The 23,481-nt window shown below is 45.8% G+C and carries 26 protein-coding genes; 6 read left to right on the plus strand and 20 right to left on the minus strand.

Annotated elements, in window-relative coordinates; genetic code table 11:
* Positions 1 to 101 precede the first annotated feature (101 nt).
* Positions 102 to 695 (minus strand): DedA family protein, encoded by a 594-nt coding sequence (locus tag QYB97_RS12075; protein ID WP_301166267.1) that lies wholly within the window; start codon positions 693 to 695, stop codon positions 102 to 104.
* Positions 696 to 828: 133 nt separating this feature from the next.
* Between QYB97_RS12075 and QYB97_RS12080 the strand changes: the two genes are divergently transcribed.
* Positions 829 to 1,113, plus strand: a complete 285-nt coding sequence (locus QYB97_RS12080; RefSeq protein ID WP_301166268.1) for an HPr family phosphocarrier protein — start codon at positions 829 to 831, stop codon at positions 1,111 to 1,113.
* Between the two features lie 43 nt (positions 1,114 to 1,156).
* Here the strand turns inward: QYB97_RS12080 and QYB97_RS12085 are convergent, their stop codons facing one another.
* On the minus strand, positions 1,157 to 1,807 hold the full coding sequence (locus QYB97_RS12085) for a TVP38/TMEM64 family protein (protein ID WP_301166269.1): 651 nt from the start codon (positions 1,805 to 1,807) through the stop codon (positions 1,157 to 1,159).
* Positions 1,808 to 1,956: 149 nt separating this feature from the next.
* Between QYB97_RS12085 and QYB97_RS12090 the strand changes: the two genes are divergently transcribed.
* Complete coding sequence (locus tag QYB97_RS12090; protein WP_301166270.1) at positions 1,957 to 2,202, plus strand: HPr family phosphocarrier protein; 246 nt, start codon at positions 1,957 to 1,959, stop codon at positions 2,200 to 2,202.
* Between the two features lie 54 nt (positions 2,203 to 2,256).
* Here the strand turns inward: QYB97_RS12090 and QYB97_RS12095 are convergent, their stop codons facing one another.
* The 6 genes from QYB97_RS12095 to QYB97_RS12120 all read right to left on the minus strand — a co-directional run bounded on the left by QYB97_RS12095 (position 2,257) and on the right by QYB97_RS12120 (position 7,976).
* A complete protein-coding gene (locus QYB97_RS12095; RefSeq protein ID WP_301166271.1) occupies positions 2,257 to 2,595 on the minus strand; it encodes a YolD-like family protein in 339 nt (112 codons plus the stop codon).
* Between the two features lie 21 nt (positions 2,596 to 2,616).
* Positions 2,617 to 3,876 carry a Y-family DNA polymerase gene (locus QYB97_RS12100; protein WP_301166272.1) on the minus strand — a complete coding sequence of 420 codons (1,260 nt, stop codon included), beginning with the start codon at positions 3,874 to 3,876 and terminating at the stop codon, positions 2,617 to 2,619.
* A gap of 175 nt (positions 3,877 to 4,051) precedes the next feature.
* The gene (locus tag QYB97_RS12105; RefSeq protein WP_301166273.1) at positions 4,052 to 4,798 is read right to left on the minus strand and encodes an HAD-IIB family hydrolase; all 747 of its coding nucleotides are present in this window, start codon (positions 4,796 to 4,798) and stop codon (positions 4,052 to 4,054) included.
* Positions 4,761 to 6,005, minus strand: coding sequence for a glycosyltransferase (locus QYB97_RS12110; RefSeq protein WP_301166274.1), 1,245 nt, complete (start codon positions 6,003 to 6,005; stop codon positions 4,761 to 4,763). Before QYB97_RS12110 ends, QYB97_RS12105 begins: the two co-directional genes overlap by 38 nt.
* Positions 6,006 to 6,219: 214 nt before the next feature.
* Positions 6,220 to 7,008: an SDR family NAD(P)-dependent oxidoreductase gene (locus QYB97_RS12115; protein ID WP_301166275.1), complete on the minus strand. Its 789-nt coding sequence runs from the start codon at positions 7,006 to 7,008 to the stop codon at positions 6,220 to 6,222.
* A gap of 11 nt (positions 7,009 to 7,019) precedes the next feature.
* The gene (locus QYB97_RS12120; protein WP_301166276.1) at positions 7,020 to 7,976 is read right to left on the minus strand and encodes an MBL fold metallo-hydrolase; all 957 of its coding nucleotides are present in this window, start codon (positions 7,974 to 7,976) and stop codon (positions 7,020 to 7,022) included.
* Between the two features lie 409 nt (positions 7,977 to 8,385).
* On the opposite strand from QYB97_RS12120, the gene proC reads away from it, so the two are divergent.
* The 3 genes from proC (at position 8,386) to QYB97_RS12135 (ending at position 10,287) form a co-directional block, all read left to right on the plus strand.
* The gene (gene proC / locus QYB97_RS12125; RefSeq protein ID WP_301166277.1) at positions 8,386 to 9,228 is read left to right on the plus strand and encodes a pyrroline-5-carboxylate reductase; all 843 of its coding nucleotides are present in this window, start codon (positions 8,386 to 8,388) and stop codon (positions 9,226 to 9,228) included.
* A gap of 58 nt (positions 9,229 to 9,286) precedes the next feature.
* Complete coding sequence (locus tag QYB97_RS12130; RefSeq protein ID WP_156412564.1) at positions 9,287 to 9,445, plus strand: hypothetical protein; 159 nt, start codon at positions 9,287 to 9,289, stop codon at positions 9,443 to 9,445.
* Between the two features lie 95 nt (positions 9,446 to 9,540).
* Positions 9,541 to 10,287, plus strand: a complete 747-nt coding sequence (locus QYB97_RS12135) for a glycerophosphodiester phosphodiesterase (RefSeq protein WP_301166278.1) — start codon at positions 9,541 to 9,543, stop codon at positions 10,285 to 10,287.
* Between the two features lie 47 nt (positions 10,288 to 10,334).
* Here the strand turns inward: QYB97_RS12135 and rnz are convergent, their stop codons facing one another.
* The 8 genes from rnz to QYB97_RS12175 form a co-directional block, all read right to left on the minus strand.
* Positions 10,335 to 11,285, minus strand: a complete 951-nt coding sequence (rnz, locus tag QYB97_RS12140) for a ribonuclease Z (protein WP_301166279.1) — start codon at positions 11,283 to 11,285, stop codon at positions 10,335 to 10,337.
* A 4-nt stretch (positions 11,286 to 11,289) separates the two neighbouring features.
* On the minus strand, positions 11,290 to 11,940 hold the full coding sequence (locus QYB97_RS12145) for a phosphatase PAP2 family protein (protein ID WP_301166280.1): 651 nt from the start codon (positions 11,938 to 11,940) through the stop codon (positions 11,290 to 11,292).
* Positions 11,941 to 11,982: 42 nt separating this feature from the next.
* A complete protein-coding gene (locus tag QYB97_RS12150; protein ID WP_301166281.1) occupies positions 11,983 to 13,173 on the minus strand; it encodes a DNA polymerase IV in 1,191 nt (396 codons plus the stop codon).
* A 110-nt stretch (positions 13,174 to 13,283) separates the two neighbouring features.
* Positions 13,284 to 13,790 (minus strand): winged helix DNA-binding protein, encoded by a 507-nt coding sequence (locus QYB97_RS12155; RefSeq protein WP_301166282.1) that lies wholly within the window; start codon positions 13,788 to 13,790, stop codon positions 13,284 to 13,286.
* A 154-nt stretch (positions 13,791 to 13,944) separates the two neighbouring features.
* A complete protein-coding gene (locus QYB97_RS12160) occupies positions 13,945 to 15,066 on the minus strand; it encodes a M20/M25/M40 family metallo-hydrolase (RefSeq protein ID WP_301166283.1) in 1,122 nt (373 codons plus the stop codon).
* A gap of 15 nt (positions 15,067 to 15,081) precedes the next feature.
* A complete protein-coding gene (locus tag QYB97_RS12165) occupies positions 15,082 to 16,632 on the minus strand; it encodes an acyl-CoA carboxylase subunit beta (RefSeq protein WP_301166284.1) in 1,551 nt (516 codons plus the stop codon).
* A gap of 1 nt (position 16,633) precedes the next feature.
* Entirely contained in the window at positions 16,634 to 17,482 is an 849-nt protein-coding gene (gene mce / locus QYB97_RS12170) for a methylmalonyl-CoA epimerase (protein WP_301166285.1), read from the minus strand.
* A 21-nt stretch (positions 17,483 to 17,503) separates the two neighbouring features.
* Complete coding sequence (locus QYB97_RS12175) at positions 17,504 to 19,093, minus strand: acyl-CoA mutase large subunit family protein (protein WP_425589802.1); 1,590 nt, start codon at positions 19,091 to 19,093, stop codon at positions 17,504 to 17,506.
* Between the two features lie 219 nt (positions 19,094 to 19,312).
* Here QYB97_RS12175 and prli42 point away from each other — a divergent pair, with 219 nt between their 5' ends.
* Positions 19,313 to 19,405 (plus strand): stressosome-associated protein Prli42, encoded by a 93-nt coding sequence (gene prli42, locus QYB97_RS12180; protein WP_170834287.1) that lies wholly within the window; start codon positions 19,313 to 19,315, stop codon positions 19,403 to 19,405.
* 43 nt (positions 19,406 to 19,448) lie between these two features.
* Here prli42 and QYB97_RS12185 read toward each other — a convergent pair whose 3' ends face one another.
* The 4 genes from QYB97_RS12185 to QYB97_RS12200 all read right to left on the minus strand — a co-directional run bounded on the left by QYB97_RS12185 (position 19,449) and on the right by QYB97_RS12200 (position 23,445).
* On the minus strand, positions 19,449 to 20,408 hold the full coding sequence (locus QYB97_RS12185) for an aromatic acid exporter family protein (RefSeq protein ID WP_301166287.1): 960 nt from the start codon (positions 20,406 to 20,408) through the stop codon (positions 19,449 to 19,451).
* Positions 20,409 to 20,522: 114 nt separating this feature from the next.
* On the minus strand, positions 20,523 to 21,245 hold the full coding sequence (locus tag QYB97_RS12190) for an amino acid ABC transporter ATP-binding protein (RefSeq protein WP_301166288.1): 723 nt from the start codon (positions 21,243 to 21,245) through the stop codon (positions 20,523 to 20,525).
* Positions 21,238 to 22,704 (minus strand): ABC transporter substrate-binding protein/permease, encoded by a 1,467-nt coding sequence (locus QYB97_RS12195; protein ID WP_301166289.1) that lies wholly within the window; start codon positions 22,702 to 22,704, stop codon positions 21,238 to 21,240. Before QYB97_RS12195 ends, QYB97_RS12190 begins: the two co-directional genes overlap by 8 nt.
* A gap of 309 nt (positions 22,705 to 23,013) precedes the next feature.
* Positions 23,014 to 23,445, minus strand: a complete 432-nt coding sequence (locus QYB97_RS12200) for a BrxA/BrxB family bacilliredoxin (protein ID WP_301166290.1) — start codon at positions 23,443 to 23,445, stop codon at positions 23,014 to 23,016.
* Positions 23,446 to 23,481: the final 36 nt, after the last annotated feature.

A 23,481-nucleotide genomic window follows, 5' to 3' on the forward strand; every position in this document is an offset into this window, starting at 1 on the left:
AGGAAAAACTTATCGTTTTTCCGTCCTGCTTTCATTTTAGGGACTTATTGGACAGCCCCGTTTTTTTGTAATTTAGAACATATCAGCTGGTAAGGGAGCGATTAGCCGGCAGCCCTTCGTTTCCGGTTTTTGTACACAAACTTATAGAGCAGGAAACAAAGAAGAAGGACACCCACGCCAATCAGAATATAAGTCTGTGAGGCTTCGAGTACGGAGTTGACGGTTTTTATTTCACCCAGCCTTCCCAAAAACAGCATGGCAATCGCCAGGGGGAAAACACCGATAAAGGTTAATCCGCCAAACTTCCAACGGTTGACCTTGCTCATTCCGGCCGCATATGAGACATAGTTTCCTATGCCGAACGGGCGTGAAAGTGCAATGCTCCACTCCCCGTATTTCTTGAACACCCTTTTAGTCTTCTCTACCTTTTTCTCGTCAAACTTTTCTCTCATTTTGCTTTCGAGCTTATAGCCGATCATGTACGGAACATAACTGAATAATGTATAAACAGCGCTTACGGCCAATGCCAGCAGCACCGTCCCTATCAGCCCCGGCTTCAGCAGAAACCCATAGATTAATATAACCAGCGCTCCGGGAAAGGGAACGGAGGAGGCTTCCAGTGCCGTTCCGATGAACAGGCCTGCAGCTCCCAGCTCTCGTAAAAAATGAAAAATCATTTCAAACACAACATTCATTCTCCTCTCCTGTCTTCTCCTCCTCTTTATTCCCTTTCCCGCCAATTTCAATCTCTTTGGTTTAAACGGCTTCGGCAAGGGGTAGATAGATTTTAAGTCGACTATTACTGAATCCACTCAGGAGGATACATACATGAAAAAAATTTGTTCAAAAACGGTCTCCATGACACAGGATGCTTCTAAATTTACCATTCAAATGATAACGGATTTCGTCAATATATCACGTTCCTATCAATCCAACGTTTTTCTTTGTAAAAACGGTATTACCCTTCAAGCAAAAAAATTATCCTGCCTGGTAACTTTTTTTATGATGCTTCGCAAGGATGAATCCTTTCTTCTTATTACAGAAGGTCCTGATGCAGACTCCGCGATCCGGCAGCTGCTCCAACAGCTTACTCCTTCACAGGCTACTGCATAAAAGAAGCGCTGAATGATGTCAGCGCTTCTTTCTTTGTGTCTGCCTAAAGTCCGAGCTTTTTTTGCCACCTTTTTCTTGTAAGCACCGGCAGGACAATTAAAATGATCAGGATAATCGAAGAGATTAAGATTTCCTTCATGCCGGTATGCGCTACTGAAGATCCGATATAGGTATACGCCAGCGTTCCGGGTATAATACCTATGGCTGTTGCTGCCGCATAATCTCTGAACTTCACATTTGCCGCTGCGGTCAGATAGCTGACAAGGTCGTAATTCAGGATTGGCAGTAACCGGAGAATCAGCACATAAATAAAGCCTTTCTCTTTGATCCCCTCCTGCACCTTCTGATACTTGCCATTCCATTCTTTTTTCATCGCCTTTTTTCCAATCCACCTGACCGCGAGATAGGTCATTAAACCGCCGGAAAGCGACCCGATGTAGGTATAGAGGCATCCGTAATAAAGCCCGAAGGCCAATCCGCTCGTAATCGCAAAAACGGAGGACGGGAACAGTACAAATGGCCTCAGACCGTACAGCACAATAAAAACAATCGGTGCCCAGACGCCCCAGGAAAGAATCCACTCCCGAAACACTTCAGGTGTTAAGTTTAAATAGTTGTGATTGATATACAATAGCAGAATCGCGCCCAGGGCGATTATTAAAAGTTTCATCCAGTTTCTTTTGTTGCGAATCAATGCGTGTTTCTCCTCTCTTCTGTCATACCTTTATATTTTCCATTACTTTCCGATAGAAGTCACTTTTATTTTCATTATATTTATGACATTTCCTCTTTACTCCTTCATAAGCTGTATAAAAAAGAAGATTTCAGAGGGAGAGAGACGCTTTGAAAGTCATTGCTAAAAAACCCATCTATGCCAGAAATGCCGGCCAGTTTGTGCAATTTACCGGCCGTTTTGAGGAGTCTGTGTATGTAAAAAAAGGAGATAAGACAGCTGATGGCAAAAGCCTTCTCGGACTGATCGCCTTATCCATCCAGCCGGGGCAGGAGATTGAAATAACAAGCACGGCAGATTTAGCCATTCTGCAGGATCAGTTGTTGCAATCCGAGCTGTTTGAACAAGCGGAATAAAGCCCATAAAAAAACTGCCCCACTGACATTAGGGGCAGTTTTTCCATTTTATTTTTATAAAAGGGTAATGTCAGCGACCGCCTGCAGGAAAACGTCCTGTCTTCCTCCTTCGTCATCCACCATTCTGAGCATGCGGCGGTATGGATCGTAATAATAGATGCATCCCCTCACTTGTTTCCCGGCAAAAGCGCCGCTCCGGCAATTAATTTCCACCCGGGCTGCCTCTTCCATCGCAAAAAGGATCTGCCGGTTCATCTCCTCCATCAGCTGCTCATCCCATTCATGGCCTTCATCAGCTGCGCCTGTATCTTCCTGCTCCCATTCCCTTAATTGCTTCACATGCTCAGGCAGCATCATGGAAGTCCATTTAAGGCTTCCCCGGTCTTTAATCATGTTGAAGACGTCCTCCTTTCTCTATGCCTTATGACCGCCCAGGAGAGTACTCCGGTGCAGAGCTGTTCCTCCGCTCGTATAGGAGACGGCCCGAAGAAGAGCAGTTGATCCGTATTTTTTGCGGATATCATCCATGACATAGCCGAGTTTTCGTTTCTTTGGATGCTCCAGCGTAAAGATGCTTAACTGAGTCTCATTGTCATCGCACACATTGGAAAGGCAAATGGAAATTTTCCGGACGGTCTTCCCTTCATAAAATGTATCAAATAACTCCAGGCAGACATCATAGATTTCCATCGTAATATTGGTAGGTTCTGCAATGGTTTTCGAGCGGTAAAACCCTCCGCCCCATTCCTCCTTGCTGTAGCCGATTCCAAGGCTGACCGTTCTTCCCGCTTTTTTGGCCGTCCGGGCCCTTCTTGCCACCTCTTCGCACATTTCGAGGATCACATGCCTGACTTCCTTCGAATCCGAGTAATCCCGCAGGAGAATCTGGCTTTTTCCATAGCTGATCTGCCCCTGCATAATGGGTGCTCCCACCTCTGAGAGGTCCACACCCCAGGCATGATAGTACAGCTGATTGCCCATAATGCCAAACTTTTTTTCAAGAAGCGCCAGAGGATAGTGAGCCAGGTCCCCCACGGTCGTGATTCCCATCAAGTTCAGCGTCCGTTCCACCCGTGAGCCAATGCCCCACATCTTGCTTAGAGGCGTAAGCGTCCATAATTTTTCCGGGATATCCTCATACGTCCACGTGGCCACCCCGCGTTTTTTTGCTTCAAGATCGAGGCAGAGTTTAGCCATCAGCATATTGGGGCCGATGCCGATTGCACAGGGAAGCCCAAACTCTTCCTTGATGGCGGTGCGGATGGCCGATGCCAGCTCCACTGGTCCTCCCCATAAGCGTTCGGTCCCATCCGCCTGTATGAAGCTTTCGTCCACACTGTACGTATGAATCGCTTCCTTGGGGACGAACCGGCTAAGCAGACGCGTAATCTCCATGGAGCGCTTTAAAAAAAAGGACATTTGGGCGTCCACAATATGAATCCTGCTGTCTTTGGGAATCTCAAAAAGCCGGTTTCCGGTCCTTATGCCAAAATCCCTTTTCAAGCTGGGAGAAGCAGCCAGGACCACACTCCCCTGCCTTTCGGTGTTTCCGACGACGGCAAGATAACACTCCAGCGGATCCAGCCCCAAACGCACAGCCGCACAGCTGGCATAAAAACTCTTCATGTCCATGCACAAAATTGAACGATTTTGAACCTTGGAATAATCGATCAACTTCCTCACTCCTTCAAAATGCAAACGTTCGTTCTCTTTATTATGTATACCCATTTTAACCGAATATATGTTCTGTTCTCAATGGAAATTTTTTCAGGGTGCTTCCGGTTCTTCGTTCCAACTTTGTGATTGAACAATAAAAAAACCCTCTCTTGCCTTTAAGAGAGGGGTTGCTTTAACCATTGCTTTCCACTGTTTTCTTTTCAAAAAAATGTTCCCACGCTTCCCTGATTCCGCCGGCACAGTGATTTTCTGCCCGGAAAATAAGGGGATGTTCAGGAAGCATTTTCAGTTCATCCTGGCAATTTCCCACCACAACGGCAGGATAGTCCATCGTAATCATATCACGGTCATTTCCGGAGTCACCGGCAATAAGAATATTGGCATTCTCCCAGCCCTTTTCATGAAGAAGGAAGGAAAGAGCTTCCCCCTTGCCTGCGTTTGGCGGAAGAATGTCGACATCTCTGCCCGAGCTGAAAATCAGCTTGTGCGGCACTCCGTTTTCTTCGAGCTTTTGTTTTACTTCTTCAAACGCTGCCTCATCTTCGGCAAAGTAGGAAAGCCGGTGAGAGGAGGGTATGGATTGAGGCGTAAGCCCGCTGCACTGGTCGGCAATTCTGGAAATTTCCTCAGGTCTCCACTGTTCCTCCAACGTTTTTTTCCATCGTTCATGAAGCTCCGGGTCGTCAAAATCATACATTTCCGTCCCGACATCGGAAATAAGAATGGAAGGCATTGGAAGATTTTCCACCTTGATCAATTCCATCGTCGAATCATGGTGGCGTCCGGTCACATATACCAGCTCAACCCCATAGGTTCGCTCCCCGTAATATTTAAACAGAGCAGAAGTCAGTTCCTGTTCTCCTACCAGGGTTCCATCAAGATCAGTAGCTAAAAGATGTGTAACGTTTTTTTGTTTCACCTTCCAGAACCTCCTCATAAACCTGCTCGACTCTCGCCGCCACATTTGGCCAGCGGTAATCGCGTTCTGCAAGAGAGGACGCCTGTTTGCCAAGCCTTTGTGCAATAATATCGTTGTTTAATATGATTTCAAGGGTCAAAGCCAGATCCTGCGGGTCTTTTGGTGTAACAAGTAACCCGGTTTCTCCTTCAACCACCACGTTTTGCAGTCCGCCGACACGTGACGCAATTACCGGACATCCGCAGGCTTGAGCTTCTGCTGCCACCATGCCGAACGATTCATAATAGGACGGCACAACCGCCACGTTCGCCGCATTAAAGTAGTCGGCCAGTTCTTCCTGGCTTTTTGGTCCGACAAAACGGACATAACGTTCAATTCCTTTTACCCATGAGCGCTGTTTCTCGGGTACCGGAAGCTGGTCATCGCCAATCTCTTCCTTTTGTCCGCCGGCAAGAACCAGTTTGGTGTCTGATGGTACATCTCCCCATTGAATTAAATACCTGAAAGCTTGAAGCAGAGTTTCAACGCCTTTTGTTTCTTCGAGCCGCCCTGCATAAAAAACCAAAGGTCCGTGGACGTCAAGCTTTTGTTTGGTAGCCGATCGCTGGTTATATGGATAGAAGGTAGGAGATACACCTATTGGAATAACATCTACAGGCGCTGGCTGCTTAGCCACTTCATGAATCAGGCTTTTTTCGCTGTTGGTGGTGGCAATCACACGATTGGCGGAACGGAGAATGGTTCGTTCATACTGAAATCTGCGCTCATCCCTTTCTCCTGTTGCCCGTTCTTTTGCAGCGCCAAGGGAATGTGATGTATGAACAAACGGTATGTTGTATTTTCTTCGGAGCTGGCGTCCCAGAATTCCGGATAGCCAGTAGTGAGTATGAATAATGTCATATTGGTCAAGAGGTGCAACCTCTTCAATTTCTTTAAAAAATGCCGGCAAGATTTGAAACATTTCATTTTTTGATACAAATCCTTTAAGCCCGGCCTGAATGCGGATGACTTTGGCACGTTTCCCAAAATTCTCTGTCTGCGGGGCATCTTTATCACACCAATGGGTTATAACATCAACATCCCATCCCCTGTTTTCCATTGCCAGGGCCAGGTGGTATACATAATTATTTTGTCCTCCGGCTTGCTTTCCACCGAGTTTTGCAAGCGGATCCCCATGATCTGAAATAAATAAAACTTTTTTATTCATTGTCGTTACCCCTCTTTCTATTGTTGCGGTCAATAGCCTGTACTAGATATACCCCGGTTTCGGCCAGGACAAACCACAATCGGTACTTAAGACCTAATAAATTAAGACTTTTTACCTTTTGTTGAGAAGGTATGGAAATTAGAAAATCCGCGTAAATGATAAGAAAAGATCATTCACCAAGCAAAACATTTAGTTGACATAATAATATTATGATTTATTTCTGTTTAAAAGCGTCGCCTCCCAATTTTTCAACAAGCCTTGGGAAAATTTGATACAGTTTGCTTCCGGCATTCATCCAGGAAGGAAGATTAATTTCCCGGACCGGTTGTCCCACAGCAGAAAGAATTTTTTTCGAGACATATTCCGGCGACAGCATCCACTTTTTAATGTTTGCTTCATACGATCCGGATTTATCGGCAATTGAAAAAAAATTGGTTTCAATCGGACCGGGATTTACGGTGGTCACATGTATCCCGCTTTCTGCAATTTCCATCCGCAATCCATTTGAAAAACCAAGAACAGCATGTTTGGAAGCCGCATAACCACTGGATTTGGGGGTAGAAATTTTCCCCGCCTGGGAAGCGATGTTAATGATATGCCCGGACCCCCGCCGAACCATTTGCGGCAGTACGGCCTGCGTGCAGGCCATAAGCCCGATCACATTCGTCTGCATCATGCCTGAGAGGTCTCTAAGGTCGGCATCGACGAAATAATCAAAAATCCCAAAGCCGGCATTGTTAATAAGCACATCAACCTGTAAATCAGAAGTGATTTTGTGAAACACTCTCCTGACGTCATCAATATTCCCTACATCCAGTTGATGAATGATAGGCTCACCGTTTCCTCCCGCTTTTATTTTCTCCTTAATCTGTTCAAGCTTCTCTTTATTGCGGGCAATCAGTACAAGCTGCGCACCCATGCGGGCAGCATCTGACGCCACCTGGGCACCCAGACCGCCGGATGCTCCTGTAATCACAATCACTTTATCTCTTACCTGGTTCATGATATTAACTCCTATTCTGCTTTCCTGTAATATTCAACACCCTGAATTTGCTCGATTTTTACTTTTCCCTCTGCCTCAAGCAGGTCAAGATGCCCTACTGTTTCTGATAATGTGAGCCCAGGCTCTTTTTTATACATCCGCGGGAACAGCTGCCGGCTGAGTTCATAGGCGGTCATTTTTCCCGCAAGCAGCGTTCGAAGCACTTCTGCTCTGTTGTTCTGTTCCTTCAGCCTTTCCCGGATCAGCCCCCGGCAGTTGGTGATATCATCTCCATGGCCCGGCAGGACCCGCCTGATCGGGAGAACAGCAGCTTTTCGCAGGGATTCCCGGTACTGCAATAGAGGTCTTGGCCGGTCCATTTCTCCAGGCTCTGGCGGCTCTATAAGCGCATTGGATGAAACACGCTGAAGGAGAAAGTCCCCTCCGATCATTGTTCCGCTTTCCTCATGAAACAGAGAGAGATGGTCGGGCGAATGTCCGGGGGTTTTGATCATCCCCCAACCTGGCAACCCTGGAATTTCTTTCCCCTCTGATACTAATATGTCGGAATGAACAGCAGCAGAAAACCCGAGATATCGCTCCTGCTTTTCCTTCTCCAGCTCGGAAGCTTCTCTGGGCATTCCTGATTTTTTATAAAACGACTCGTAAAATTGATTTCTATGTAAAAAATATTGCGGGTCCTGGCAGAGATATGGAATCTGTTCCTTGCTTGCCAGAACTGGAGCCGGAGAATCAAAATACGCATACAATCCAACATGATCGGGATGATAATGAGTAAAAATAATTTGTTTAATATCGTTTACGGAAACTCCTGAACCCTGAAGCTTTTCCCGGAAAACCGACCAGGCCCCGGGGGTTCTCGGGCCGCAGTCAACGAGGGTCAGCTTCTCTCCCGCTATAAGATACACATTTACATTTCCTACCAGAAAAGGGGTAGGAAGCTCGATGGCCATAATTTTCTCTTTCAAGGATGCACCTGACCTCCTTACGTTGCATAATATAATAAGTATATCAAAACTTTCACTCTTGAAAAAAATGAAAATTCCAAAAAGTATTGGAATAGCCTTGACATACTGGAGCTGTCCATTGCATAATATCTTTTAATAACTAAACGTTGAAACGGCGTTGAAAGGGACTAGTACTTCATAAAGCGGCTGATAGAGAGCGGAATCCACCGGCTGAAAGATTCTGCAAGCGCGCGATGAACGAACCTATCCCCCGAGCCATCAGGGAATGAACCTGATCGTATGCCTTCGATACAGGCTACAAGCTGGGCTTTGTAATCAAGCCAATTAAGGTGGTACCGCGGATCGCACTCCTCCGTCCTTTTATAGGATGAAGGAGTGCGTTTTAGTTTACCTAATTGGAGGGATAGCCATGAATAAAAAAATTGCCTTTATCGGAGCAGGCGCGATGGCTGAAGCTATGATTTCGGGAATGGTTGCCAAAAACTGGGCTGCCCCGGAAAATATTATCGTAACCAACCGGATCAACGCCAAAAGGCTCGAGGAGCTTAAGGAAAACTATAAAGTTACCATTTCTAAATCAGCAAGTGAGGCAATACACCAGGCTGATATTCTCATTCTGGCAATGAAACCAAAAGATGCAGAACAGGCCCTGCGGTTAATAAACAAAGCAGTTCATGCGGACCATATCCTCATCTCCGTTCTCGCGGGTATATCAACAGATCTGATTTCTTCCCTTCTGGATGCCCCGGTTCCTGTAATCCGGGCTATGCCCAATACTTCTGCAGCCATCGGATATTCGGCAACCGGCATTGCCGGCGGAAAATTTGCCGAAGTTAAGCACATGCAGCTGGCCGAAGAATTATTCAGCTGTATCGGCACAACAACCTGCCTTCGGGAAGAAAGCCTGCATGCAGTGACCGGTTTATCGGGCAGTGGCCCCGCGTATGTATACTATCTGGTAGAAGCCATGCAGCAGGCGGCCTCTTCCATGGATATCAGCGAGGAGGAAGCAAGAGACCTGATCGCCCAAACGCTTCTCGGGGCAGCACACATGGTGAAGATAAGCGGTGATCATCCCAAACAGCTTCGCCAAAAAGTAACCAGTCCGGGAGGCACAACAGAAGCTGGCATTCAGATGCTCGACCATTTCCAGGTTAAAAATGCAATTGAGCAGTGCGTCAAACGGGCGGCCGAACGATCAGAAGAACTTGGCAAAATATACACCCGGTCATCAAGCCAAGGAATAGTTTGACAATTCTGTTATTTCATTTTATAATAAAAGACCAAACGTCAGCAACGGGAGGTATAATATGCTTGATCAAGAAGAAGTCAAGCGGTACAATCTGTTGTTTAAAGAATTTCAGCAGTTCCTCACCCGGCCATTAACAAAAAAGGAAAAAGATTTTATAAAATGGATTGTAAAAAATGATATGAGCATTGAACACCGGTCTTCGGCGAATGCAACCTGACCAAGCCTCCCGCAGGAGGCTTTTTTTCTTTGCAGCAGGCGGTTTATTCCCCGGACGTTCTGGTAATGTATAGGACAGAAAGGAGTTTTCCAGATATGACAAAAATCTATGGACACCGGGGCGCGAGCAAAGTATGCCCGGAGAACACCATGGCGTCCTACATAAAAGCGTTGGAATTAGGGGCAGAAGGCCTGGAAATTGATGTTCACTTGACGAAAGACGGCATCCCGGTTGTCATCCATGACGAAACGGTAAAACGGACTACCAACGGAAAAGGGTATGTGAAAAATTTCAGCCTCCAAGAAATTAAACAGCTGGATGCGGGCAGTTGGTTTTCTTCAGAATTTCAATACGAAAGAATTCCGACACTTGAGGAATTTCTTCAATGGATCCGCACAACCCCTCTTTTGCTTAATATTGAATTGAAGAACAACAAGGTGCATTACGAGGATTTGGAACAAAAAGTATACAACCTTGTGAATGCATATGGCATGAAAGAACGGACCATTTATTCCTCTTTCAATCATTACAGCCTTGTTTTGTTAAGAGGCATGGATCCTTCCATTGATATCGCTCCCCTTTATACATCCAATCTGTATAAACCGTGGAATTATGCAAACCAGCTTGGTGCCTGGAGCGTGCACCCTCCCTTTAAAAGCCTGCATCCCCCCATTCTGGAAGGATTGCGCAGGCATAATATCTCGGTGAGGCCCTATACCGTCAATAAAGAGAAATGGCTTTATTACTTCTTCCAATATGAAGTGGATGCGGTCATAACGGACCTGCCCGATCTGGCACTTGCCGTCCGCAATGGAGATATCCCCTATAAAAAAACGCTATAAAAAACAATCCAGGAGAAGTGATCCCAAAAGTGGTCACTTCTCTTCGCTTACTTATCCATGTCTGCTGCCAGGAGCTTTTCCACCGGGAATACGGAAAAGTCGTCTGCGATGGATGTATGGGGAAATACCTCCCGCGCTTCCTTGAGCAACAGCTGTTTCTGTTCTTTGTGATACCTGGAACTGATATGATTAATAATCAATGCGGAAGCATTTGCCTCCCTGGCAGTGAGTGCGGCAATTTTTGCAGAAGAATGGCCAAATTCAGCCGCCTGCTCAGCCAATTCATGCAAGAAAGTCGCTTCGTGCACAAGCACAGTAGCATCTTTCCCGAGCTTCACGGCATTGTCGCAAGCTTTCGTATCCCCCAGAATCGTTATAACTCTTCCCGGAATGGGTGCAGAAAGAAAATCATTGCTTTTGAGAACGGTTCCGTCAGTGAGCGTCACATCCTTGCCCATTTTCAGCTCCTGATACAGGGGCCCGGGGGACAAACCGCTTTTTTGAAGCAGCTCCGCCTTCAGTTTCCCTGGCTGTGGGGATTCTTCCATCCGGTACCCATAACAGGGAATCACGTGATCTAGCAGGCTGCTGTATACGCGGCGCCCGTTATCCTCACAAATCAGTCCTTCCGTAATTTCAACCACTTCAAAGGGATAGGTAAGGTAGGTTGAGCTCACCTTCAAACAGGTTTCCAGGTACTCTTTGATTCCAGGAGGGCCATAAACTGTAAGCAGACTCTCTTCACCACTTTGAAACGACCGGCTGCCGAGCAGGCCCGGAAGCCCAAAAATGTGGTCTCCATGAAGATGAGTAATGAAAATTTTAGTGATTTTACGCGGCTTAATGGCCGAAGTATACAGAATTTGATGCTGCGTAGCCTCTCCGCAGTCAAAAAGCCAAACCTCTCCGCTTCGTTGAAGAAATTTCAGCGCCACGGATGACACATTTCTTTCTTTCGATGGCATTCCGGCTCCCGTGCCCAAAAAATGAAGTTCCATATCTTTAGCTCTTCCTTTCATGCCATAAAATAAACACCGCCAGCTGGTAAATCACAATAAAAAGTAAAAGCATACAGCCTCCAGCCAAAAAGCCAGCCGCCACATCGCTCGGGTAATGCACACCAAGGTAAATACGGCTAATGCCTACAAGCATAATATACAGAGATCCAAGGACCGCCACCAGGCGCTTCGCCCAGGTCTGATTGATGTGGTGGGCCAAAAAATAAAAAAGCAATCCAAAAAATCCTGCTGAAATCATGGCGTGTCCACTGGGAAAGCTGTATCCGCCAATCTCTACAAGCTGATGAACGGATGGCCGCTTCCTTTCGTAAACGTCTTTCAGAAAAAAATTGCCATAGCGGATAGTAAACAAACTAATCATTAAAACTGCAGGTTCCAGCCACTTGCGGCGCCAGATAATAAAAAAAACAGAAAAAATCAGCAATGAGAGCCACTCATTTGCTTTTGCCGCACTGTTTGTAATCCAGATAAACAGCCGGGTTAATTCGCCAGGCTGATAGGCGGTCAATGCCGAAATAATCAGGTGATCCATGTTTTCCACTTTCGTGCTGCTATACGCAAGGGCAAGCAGAACAAAAAGAGCCGCTAATCCAACCATCCCAACCAAGAGCTTCAACATAATGATTTTATGCAAAATATACACCACCCGGGATAAAAAAACTTCCATCTATAAAGGTTATGACGGACCTGCCTTCCATTTTCCTCTGATAATGGATTGCTGCCCAAACTTTTTTTGAAGGTCACTGACCAGGCGGTTCACATCTGCCTGCTTTTTTTCCTGTTCGAACGTAAAAAGATCCATCTGTTTATAGGCATTCTCCCGTGGAATCACATCCGCCGCTGTAATGCCAAGAAGCCGGACGGGTTCACCGTTCCAATGCTTTTTAAATAAATTCCACGCCGTTTCAAGGATAATGTCCCGGTCATGAAATGGGTTTTCAAGGGATTTGCTCCTCGTCACCGTTTTTCTGTCTGAGTACCGAATGACAATCTGCAGATTTTGGCCTACTGCTTTCTTTTGCTTCATCCTGCGTTCAACGGATTCGGCAAGGCTTTCAAAGACACTTTTAATTTCTGGCTCATGGTCCAGGTCTTCAGCGAGTGTGGTGGAATTTCCAACTGACTGAAATTCCGAAGCCCGCTCAGGATTCACAGGCCGGTCATCAATGCCATTGGCACGCTCCCACATCTTTATTCCATTGATGCCAAACCGGTGCTTCAGGCTGTACGCATCTTCTTTTGCCAGGTCGCCAATGGTATGAATGTTAAAAGCTTTTAACTTTTCTTCTGTTGCTTTCCCAATGCCATGCATCTCACCCACGCCCATCGGCCAAAGGATTGTACCCATTTCCCTTTTTCTTAACACCGTAATTCCCATCGGCTTTTTCATGTCGGACGCCATTTTAGCGAGAAACTTATTGGGTGCAATCCCTATACTGCAGGGTAATCCAAGTTCATGAAAAATCCTGTTTTGTATTTCACCTGCCATTTCAACAGGGTTCATGGATGAAGCTGTCACATCCAAATAACCTTCGTCAATGGATACAGGCTCCACGAGATCGGTATACTCCCTTAAAAGCTGAAACATTCTGTTCGACATCATTCTGTATTTTTGAAAATCTGGCCTTCGTACGATCAGGGAAGGACACAGTTTTTTTGCCTGCCACAGGGTCATGGTGGTTTTTACGCCGAACTTCCTCGCCTCATAGCTGCATGTGACGACGATTCCCCTCCGTTCTTCAGGGTTTCCTGCAATAGCAAGCGGCTTGCCTTTTAATGCAGGATCCATCATGCTTTCCACAGAAGCATAAAAACTATTCATGTCCACATGCAGGATAAATCTGCGCTTATGCGTTGAACGATCCATGTTCTTCCCTCTCCTTTTCATGGATTCCTTCATTATTATATGAAAAGAGAAACGAGAATAAAAGGCAAAAGCCGCTGTGACTTAAAACCGTCAAAAAAGACAAGGTACATTTACCTTGTCTTCACCTCATCTCTCAGCTGCCTTCCGGTTGCTTCCACCCACTCCACGTAATCCGAGCCATGGAAATGCCGATTTATTTCTTTATGCAGCCCCTCCAGTTGAAGAAGAAACTCCGCCCTGTCTTCCTCCTGGCTCCATGTCCGTAAGTATTCATAAATTGAATTCTTGCCCTCAGAGGACATTTGTTGTTTTTTCGCTCCTTCTTCTGTAAGGCTCACATACGAAATTCGCCGGTCATGATCCTTTTTCAGCATCTTCACCAGACCTTTTTCCTTTAATCGTTTGATCACCTGCATGACGGTAGAAACATCCCATAAACCCAGCTGGGCTATACGCGAAATGGTAGCTTCTTTTTCAAAGGAAACAATCCATAAAATATGCTGCTCCGCTTGGGTCAGGCCAATAGCTTTGGCAGATTTTTGCCAATCTTCCTCCAACACTTTATAGACTCCACGCACATAATTCATCATCATATGCAAGTCCGCAACTTCACTCATCCTATCCCTCCGGCTTTTTATCCAATTTAAGAAAATATTTCCATGTTAAACTACCACCAAATATACTAACAGCTGAGACTCCTGTCAATTCAAACTTAAAACTCCTCCATTAAAAAAAAGAGGGCCAACGCAATTTGATGGCTGGCCCTTTGTATTATTCTCCTGCAACCTCTTGAATAACTGCAACGACGATTTCTGCTGTTTTTACCAGTTCTTCAATTGGCATCTTTTCATTTTTGGTGTGAATATCCTCATAGCCCACTGCCAGATTCACGGTTGGAATGCCATGTCCTGCGATTACGTTCGCATCGCTTCCACCACCGCTTTGCAACAGGCGGTGCGGCCGGTTAACCCGTGTTGCCGCTTTTTTAGCCACTTCCACGACATGGTCGCCGTCTCCGAATTTAAACCCCGGGTACATGACTTTTACTGCAACATCAGCACGGCCGCCAAGGCTCTTCGCAGTCGCTTCAAACGCTTCTTTCATCTTCGCAACCTGCTGCTCCATTTTTTCCGCGATGAGAGAACGCGCCTCTGCAAGGATCGCAACATGGTCGCATACAATGTTAGTTTGCGTTCCACCTTCAAAACGCCCGATATTAGCCGTTGTTTCTTCATCAATGCGGCCCAGAGGCATTTTCGAAACCGCCTTGGCTGCAATGGTGATCGCAGAAACACCTTTTTCCGGTGCCACACCCGCATGAGCGGTTTTTCCGTAAATATCAACGATCAGTTTGGCCTGGGTAGGAGCGGCAACAATGATGTCACCCACCTTGCCGTCACTGTCAAGCGCAAAACCGAATTTGGCGGTCAGCTTTGCGGGATCAAGTTCTTTTGCTCCGACGAGGCCAGATTCCTCGCCTACAGTAATAATGAACTGAATATCACCGTGCTTAATATTTTGTTCTTTTAATATTTTTACGGCTTCAAGCATTGCGGAAAGTCCGGCTTTGTCATCCGCACCAAGGATGGTGGTTCCGTCCGTTACAACATAGCCATCTTTAACAGAAGGCTTGACGCCTACACCCGGCACTACTGTATCCATGTGTGAAGTGAAATAGATCGGATCAATTCCCTCTTTATTTCCCTTCAGCGTACAGATCAGATTGCCTGCTCCATGTTCGGTTGTTGATTCCGCGTCATCCTCATAAACTTCAACACCTAAATCCGTGAATTTTTTGGTTAAAACTTTGGAAATCTCTTTTTCAAATTTTGTCTCGGAATCGATCTGAACCAATTCCAAAAATTCATCAAGCAATCGCTGTTCATTTACCATTATGTCTTTCCTCCATTATAACGGGATATTGCCATGTTTCTTCCAGGGCCGTTCCTCCTGCTTTGTGCGCAGCATTTCAAGAGCCTGGATGCACTTGATCCTTGTATCACGAGGGTCAATCACATCGTCAACCATGCCTCTTGCGGCTGCTACATACGGATTGGCAAACTTCGTGCGGTATTCATCAATTTTAGCCTGCCTGGTCGCTTCGGGATTCTCGCTCTGTTCAATTTCTTTTGCAAAAATAATATTGGCAGCCCCCTGGGGACCCATTACGGCGATTTCTGCATTCGGCCAGGCGAAAACCAGATCGGCTCCGATCGATTTGCTGTTTAAAGCCACATAAGCGCCACCGTATGCCTTGCGGGTGATTACGGTAATTTTCGGAACAGTAGCCTCGGAATACGCATAAAGAATTTTCGCTCCGTGTCTTATGATTCCGCCGTGCTCCTGTTTAATTCCTGGAAAAAATCCCGTGACGTCCTCAAAGGTGATGATTGCAATATTGAAAGAATCACAAAACCGAATAAAGCGTGAGGCTTTATCCGAAGAATCAATATCAAGACCTCCTGCCATCACTTTTGGCTGATTACATACTAATCCTACCACTTCTCCCTTGATCCTTGCAAAACCGACGACTATATTTCTCGCAAAATGGGCGTGAACCTCCAAAAATGTTTCCTCATCTACCACTTGCTCGATTACTTTTCGTACATCGTATGGTTTGGTTGCATCAACAGGTACCACTTCGGCAATATCAGGAAGATCATCGCTTGCTTGCGGATTCCCTTCCTTGATTTGGGACTTTTCCTTATTATTCTGGGGAAGCAGTTCCACCAAATCCCTTACCTGTTCAAGGACCTCCGCCTCTGTTTCGCCCATAAAATGAGCATTTCCGCTTTTTGAGCTGTGAACTTTTGCTCCTCCTAGATCCTCAGAAGAGATTTTTTCCCCTGTCACCGTCTCAATTACTTTTGGCCCCGTAATGAACATCTGGCTTGTCTTTTCCACCATAAATACAAAATCCGTGATTGCCGGTGAATAAACCGCTCCTCCTGCACACGGTCCAAGGATCACCGATATTTGGGGAATAACTCCCGAGTAGATGGAGTTTCGGTAGAAAATTTGTCCATAGCCATCGAGCGATACGACCCCTTCCTGGATCCGTGCCCCGCCCGAATCATTTAATCCAATGAACGGTGTGCCGCTCTTGGCTGCAAGGTCCATTACATTGGCAATTTTATGAGCATGCATTTCGCCAAGCGCACCGCCAAAAACAGTGAAATCCTGAGCAAACAGATAAACCGGACGGCCATGAATCTTTCCATAACCCGTAACCACACCTTCACCAGGGGCTTTCATATTTTCCAGGCCAAAATCAGTACAGCGGTGTTCAATGAAGGGATTCAGTTCAATGAAGCTGCCTTCATCCAGCAGCAGGTCAATTCTTTCTCTCGCCGTTAATTTTCCCCGTTCATGCTGCTTGTCGATTTTATCGTCTCCGCCGCCAAGCTCGATTTCACGTTTTCTGTCATACAGCTCATCCATTTTATCGTACATATCCATTTTAAGAAGCGCCTCCTTCAAGTTCCGTTTTATCACACAGCTCCAACAGCACCTTGTGTGTGGAAGAAGGATGAATAAATGCGATAGAAGCACCGCCGGCCCCTTTCACCGGTTCTTCCTGAATCATTTTGATGCCTGCCTGTTTAAGCTCTCCGATCCGCTCTGAAATTCCTTCGACACCGAGGGCAACATGATGAACCCCCTGCCCCCTTTTTGTGATGAACTGACGGATCGGACTCTCATCACTTAATGGTTCAAGCAGTTCAAGGCGGCTTTCGCCAATTTTAATAAAAGCCACCTTTACCTTTTGAGAAGGCACTTCTTCAATGGCTTCGAGCTTTAAACCGAGGGTATTCACGTAAAACGGAAGTACTTCATCCAAGGATTCAACGGCTATGCCGATATGATCGATCTTTTTCGGAGCTTCCATGCCTGTTGAAGCGGGAAGACCGTCACGGGCACGAACAGCTGCCTCAATAAACTTTGCCGTTTCAATGGTGGGTGTGCCCGGTGTAAATATTTTTTGAACGCCTGCCGATTCAAGAAACGGGATATCTTCCCATGGAATTACCCCGCCGGCAATGACGATGATATCATCAGCTCCGCGTTCTTTTAAAAGGGCCATCACTTCCGGAAACAGTTCGTTATGTGCACCTGAAAGACATGATAAGCCGATGGCATCCACATCCTCCTGCACGGCCGCCGCCACGATTTGCTGCGGCGTCTGGCGAAGTCCTGTATAGATAACCTCCATGCCATAATCACGAAGGGCCTGAGAAATAACCAGTGCTCCCCTGTCATGCCCGTCAAGGCCAGGTTTGGCAACCAGCACACGTATCTTCTTGTTCATTGTTCATCCACTCCTGTCTGTCTATACTCCCGCGTACTCTCCAAACTCTTCCCGAAGAATGCCGCAAATTTCTCCAATCGTGCAATAATCACGTACACAGTCCACAATAAGCGGCATCAGGTTTTCAGTCCCCTTTGCGCCTTGCCGCAACGCCTCCAACCGAGCGCTCGCTCGGTTCTGATCCCTGGTATTCCGCAGCTTTGTCAGTTTTTCCTTCTGTTTTTCGCCCAGGGTTGGATCCACCCTTAACAGCTCCGGCCTTACTTCATTTTCAAGGGTGAACGAATTCATCCCAACAATGATTTCTTCCCCTTTTTCAATCGCCTTTTGGGTTTCGTAGGCTGTATGATGAATCTCCCGCTGCATATATCCTTGCTCAACGGCTGCCACCGCTCCGCCAAGGGATTCAATTTTCTCAAGATATTTTCCAACCTCTTCTTCCATATGGTCCGTCAAGTGTTCCACATAATACGAACCGGCCAGAGGGTCTACCGTGTCTGCTACTCCGCTTTCATGTGCGATGATTTGCTGTGTTCTAAGCGCAATTCTGGCAGAATCTTCGGTAGGAAGCGCCAGGGCCTCATCCCTTGAGTTGGTGTGCAAACTCTGTGTTCCTCCCATAACTGCAGCCAGTGCCTGCAGAGTCACCCTGACAATATTATTGTCCGGCTGCTGTGCGGTTAAGGTTGATCCCCCCGTCTGGGTATGAAAGCGCAGCTGCCAGCTTTTAGGATTTTGGGCGCCGTATGTATCTTTCATCAACTTGGCCCATATTCTCCTGGCAGCACGGAATTTGGCGACTTCTTCGAAAAATTGATTATGGGCATTGAAGAAAAATGCCAGTCTCGGTGCAAAATCATCAATATTTAAACCTGCTTCAATCGCAGCATCCACATAAGCTTTGCCATTGGCAATGGTAAAAGCAAGCTCCTGGACTGCATTCGCTCCAGCTTCCCGGATATGATAGCCTGAAATGCTGATTGTATTCCATTTTGGCACCTGTTCTTTGCAATAGGCAAAAATATCAGTAATCAGCCTCATGGAAGGCTTGGGAGGAAAAATATAGGTTCCTCTTGCAATATATTCTTTTAAAATATCATTTTGAATGGTTCCGGATATCTTTTCCGGCGAGATGCCCTGTTTTTCAGCTACCACAATATACATGGCAAGAAGTACGGATGCAGGGGCATTAATCGTCATCGATGTGCTTACCTGATCCAGGGGAATCTCTCGTAAAAGCGCTTCCATATCTTCCAGCGAATCGATAGCGACTCCTACTTTTCCCACTTCCCCTTTAGACATGGAATGGTCAGAATCGTAGCCAATCTGTGTCGGCAGATCAAAAGCAACGGAAAGCCCGGTTTGCCCCTGCTTCAAAAGGTAGCGAAACCGTTTGTTCGTCTCTTCGGCTGATCCGAACCCCGCATACTGCCTCATGGTCCAGTAGCGTGCCCGGTACATAGTTGGCTGTATGCCCCGTGTATAAGGATATTCGCCCGGAAGGCCGAGTTTCTCTATATCATAGTCTTCCCGGTCAGCACCATATAAACGGCTGACTTCAAATTTGGAACTGGTCTCGAATCGTTCCTTTCTCTCCGGAAACCGCTGCATGCTTTTCTCTGTGGCCAGCTTCCACTTTTTCACTTGCTCTTGATGTTTTATCATATGGCTGCCTCCTGTCACCTATCATTCGACATTTTCTTACCTATTCATTACTTTCTTTTTGAAAACGCTTTTTCCTTCTTTTTTCTCAAATTAAAGAGAAATCGCAGGAATTCTTGAGACATGACTCAATTCCTTGTACAATAACAATGAATAAGGAGGGTTGGTATGTCTCAAAAAGTGATTAAGACCGTTGTTTTTATCATGCTGGCATCCTTGCTGCTGACAACCTTGCTGACCGGAATCAGCGCATTTTTTTAATAAGAGATAAAAAAATAAGCCTTTCCGGCTTATTTTTTTTTAGCTATATATCGCTTTTCTTAAACGTTTTTTTGATGAGAAGGTAGCGTTCGATTTCATTTAGAAGGTGAATCAGCTTAGATCGGGTTTCAAATTCTGCCCGGTCTTTCGGCAAATCCATCTCACGGAATTTTTTTCTCATCTTTTCAATGCTGTCCAGGTAAATCACCGCTGTATTTCCGGGATGGACGGCCTCACTAAGTTCTCCGAAGAAATCACCGAGAATATAGCCCTGTATATACCGCTCGTCAATGGATGACAGGATGGGGATCATCCTTTCAATCAGCTCCAGTTGCTTTTCCCTCATTTTGAAATAATGATAGTACTCATTCTCATAACGCACGGTATGGTTCTCAACATCGCGGAACGCCAGATCTTTTCCTTCATCAATCAGCTCTGCTGACCTCGTGATCTCTTTTCCGTCCCACAAATGCTCGTGATCATATAGATAGGCACGAAACTCAAGAAAGATGGCTTTAAACTGATCTTCCAGTTCCCTTTGAATTTTTTTAAGTGAAGTCTCCATGCTCGGCATATAGAGATTGACCAGAAGCGCCATACCGATTCCGATGGTAATCAGGGCCACTTCATTGCCGGCCGCCTTCCAGCTGATATATTCAAGGGTATACAGATGAAGGATGATAACCGAGCTTGTAATGATGCCTTCTTTTAAATTCAAAGCAACCAGTACGGGAATAAACAGCAGAATCAATAGACCGATGCTCCAGGGATGGTAACCAAGTACGGTGAAAAAAACGGCCGCGAAGACAATGCCGATGAGACAGGCCGCAAAACGCTCCCAGGAAGTGATAAGGGAACGCTTCTGGGTTACTTTGACACACAGAATCGTCAGAATTCCGGCCGAGCTGTAAAACTCAAGGCCCAGCCATTGAGCGATTCCGATCGCAACTGCCGTTCCAATTGCTGTTTTTATTGTTCTGTAGCCGACTTTAATGGCGGGCATAGCTGTCTTCCTTTCTTGCATTTTCCTTTATACAATACTTATTATCTTGCAGGACAAACAAAAAAAGCGCAAGTTTCTTCCAAGCCTAAAAAAGAAGAGACCCCGCAAGGTCTCTTATAGAACTTTTTCAAGAAATGCTTGTGCTCGTTCACTTTTTGGCTGAGCAAAAAATTCGGCCGGTTTCGCATCTTCCACAAGAATACCGTCATCAAGAAACAATACCCGGTCTGCGACTTCTTTTGCAAAGCCCATTTCATGGGTCACGATCGCCATGGTCATTCCGCTTTGTGCAAGTGATTTCATGACATCAAGAACTTCTTTTACCATTTCAGGATCAAGTGCAGAAGTAGGTTCATCAAAAAGCATCACTTCCGGGTTCATGGCCAGCGCCCGGGCAATGGCCACACGCTGTTTCTGGCCGCCGGAAAGCCTGCCCGGATATTCTCCTTCTTTGTCCTCAAGTCCCACTCTTTTCAGCAATTCTCTGGCCGCGGCCTCTGCTTCGCGCTTTGGTGTCTTGTTCACTGTAACAGGTGCATATGCCAGATTTTCAAGAACGGTCATGTGCGGAAACAGGTGAAAATGCTGAAAAACCATACCGATCTTCTTGCGCACCTGCTGGATTTTGGACGCCTGGGTTGTGACCTCCTGGTCCTTGAACCATACTTTTCCTTCTGTCGGTTCCTCCAGCATGTTGATGCAGCGGAGGAAGGTAGATTTACCGGACCCTGAAGGCCCGATCACAGCCACGACTTCCCCCTGTGCGATTTCGGTCGAAATGCCTTTTAGAACTTCATTTTTTCCAAATGTTTTATGCAGGTTTTCTATTTTAATCACCGCGGCTCATTCTCCTTTCAAGCATGCGTCCAAGAACCGTTAATGTCATCACCATGAGATAATATATGATACCAGCTGTAATCAGCGGTTCAAAGTAACGATAAGTGTCTGCACCTACAATTTGGGCACGCCTCATAATATCCGTCGTACCAATTACGGCAATGATGGCGGATTCTTTTGTCAGTGTAATAAATTCGTTCATCAGTGCCGGCAATATATTTTTTAATGCCTGCGGCAAAATGATCTGGCGCATCATGGAACCGTATGAAACACCGAGTGCCATGGAAGCCTCCCGCTGTCCTTTGTCCACTCCGTTAATTCCTGCACGGATAATTTCCGAAACATAGGCTGCGGAATTCAAGCCAAAAGTCAGCACACCGGCCAGGAACGGTTCGATTTTATAACCCGTCAGCTGAGGCGTGGCATTATAAATAATCAAAAGCTGAAGAATAAGAGGTGTACCCCGGAAAATCGATGTATAAGCGTCAGCTCCCCAGCGGAGAACCTTTACCTTGCTGATTTTAAACAGCGCAAGGATAGTTCCCAGTACAAACCCTAACAGAATGGACACGACCACAAATTTCAGAGTGGTCAGAATCCCCTTTAAGATGTATGGAATGGAAGGCATGATGGTTGAAAAATCGACGATCGACTTTTTTTCTGCCTTTTTTTCTGTTTTCGGTTCAAACCATTTCTTCGCGTATTGGTCGAGCTCTCCATTTTTCTTCATGGATGCAATTTCTTTGTTGAACTTCTCTGTCAGGCCACTGCCTTTTTGGAAGGCTACCGCCGAACCTGCAGAAGCGGAACCCGGGATGACAAACGAACTGAGATCCGGGTTTTTGTTCAAATATTCAATGGCCACTCCATCTTCAATAACGGCCGCATTAAAACGTTTGGACATAATTTCCTGTACAAGATCCGGTACTTTATTTCTTTTTTCAATGGATACATTGTCCACTTTGTCCGCGATTTTTTTCGCTTCTTTTTCCTGTATGGAACCCAGCTGCACACCAATGGCTTTTCCTTTGAGGTCCTCAATCTTTTTGATTTTCGGATCGTCGGTTACAATCAGCTGTTTCGCTTTATAATAGGTATCGGAAAAATCGACTTTTTGTTTTCTTTCAGCATTTGGCGTCATTCCCGCCATAACGAAATCAACCCGCTTTGCATCCAAAGCAGGGACAAGACCATTAAAGTCCATATCCTTGATTTCAAGATTATAGCCAAGCTTGTCCGCAATATGTCTGGCCACATCGATATCAAAGCCGATAATTTTATTGCCCTTGGCCGTATCAATATACTCATATGGCGCATAGTCAGCCGATGTTCCCATGACTAACGTTTTGTTATGTTTCTCCTTTGCTGCTGCTTTATGCTGGCCTGGCAGCACATTTCCCGCCAGACTGAAAACGAGCAGCAGCACCAGTGTAAGCAGCACATGCGTCTTTTTAAACATTCGTTATCCCCCAACTCTCTCATTAGTCTCTATTTGAAATTTATGCACTCATATTTATTCAATATAATGCATTTTAACACAAAAAGTGAAGAAAGCTAGTTTTTTGATAATTCAGAATGTATTTCTATGCATTCTTATGTATAATCTTTACAGTGAGATTTTTTTTATTTTTAATTTTTTTAAAACAAAAAACGTCCCTGTCGTTTCAAAAAACAAAAACGCCCCTGTCGTTTCAAAAACAAAAACGCCCCTGTCGTTTCAAAAACAAAAACGCCCCTGACCAGGATTCTGGACAAGAGCGTTTCTATCTTATTTACAATAGGTGTTAAATGCCTCAATCAGCTTATTGACGACTTCCATTGGCTCGTGGCCTTCAATTTCATGGCGTTGCACCATCATTTGAATCTCCCCGTCTTTCATAAGTGCAAACGAAGGAGAAGAAGGAGGATAACCTGTAAAATAAGATCTCGCATGTTCCGTTGCTTCTTTATCCTGACCGGCAAACACAGTAACGAGCTGATCTGGACGTACGCCTTGCTTCACGGAATAGGAAGCAGCAGGACGCGCAATGCCGCCGGCGCAGCCGCATACTGAGTTAACCATCACTAATGTTGTTCCTGATGTGGCAAATGCCTTATCGACATCGTCAGGTGTAGTTAACTGGATATATCCCGCTTCCACGATTTCCTGCCGGGCGGCTTCCACCGCGTCGTTCATGAAAAAATTAAAGTTTAAATTCATAGCAGACTCCCCTTTCAGCCTTATTTTACCCGTTTT

It is taken from the genome of Fictibacillus fluitans, assembly GCF_030418125.1.
Classification (GTDB): Bacteria; Bacillota; Bacilli; order Bacillales; family Fictibacillaceae; genus Fictibacillus_C; species Fictibacillus_C fluitans.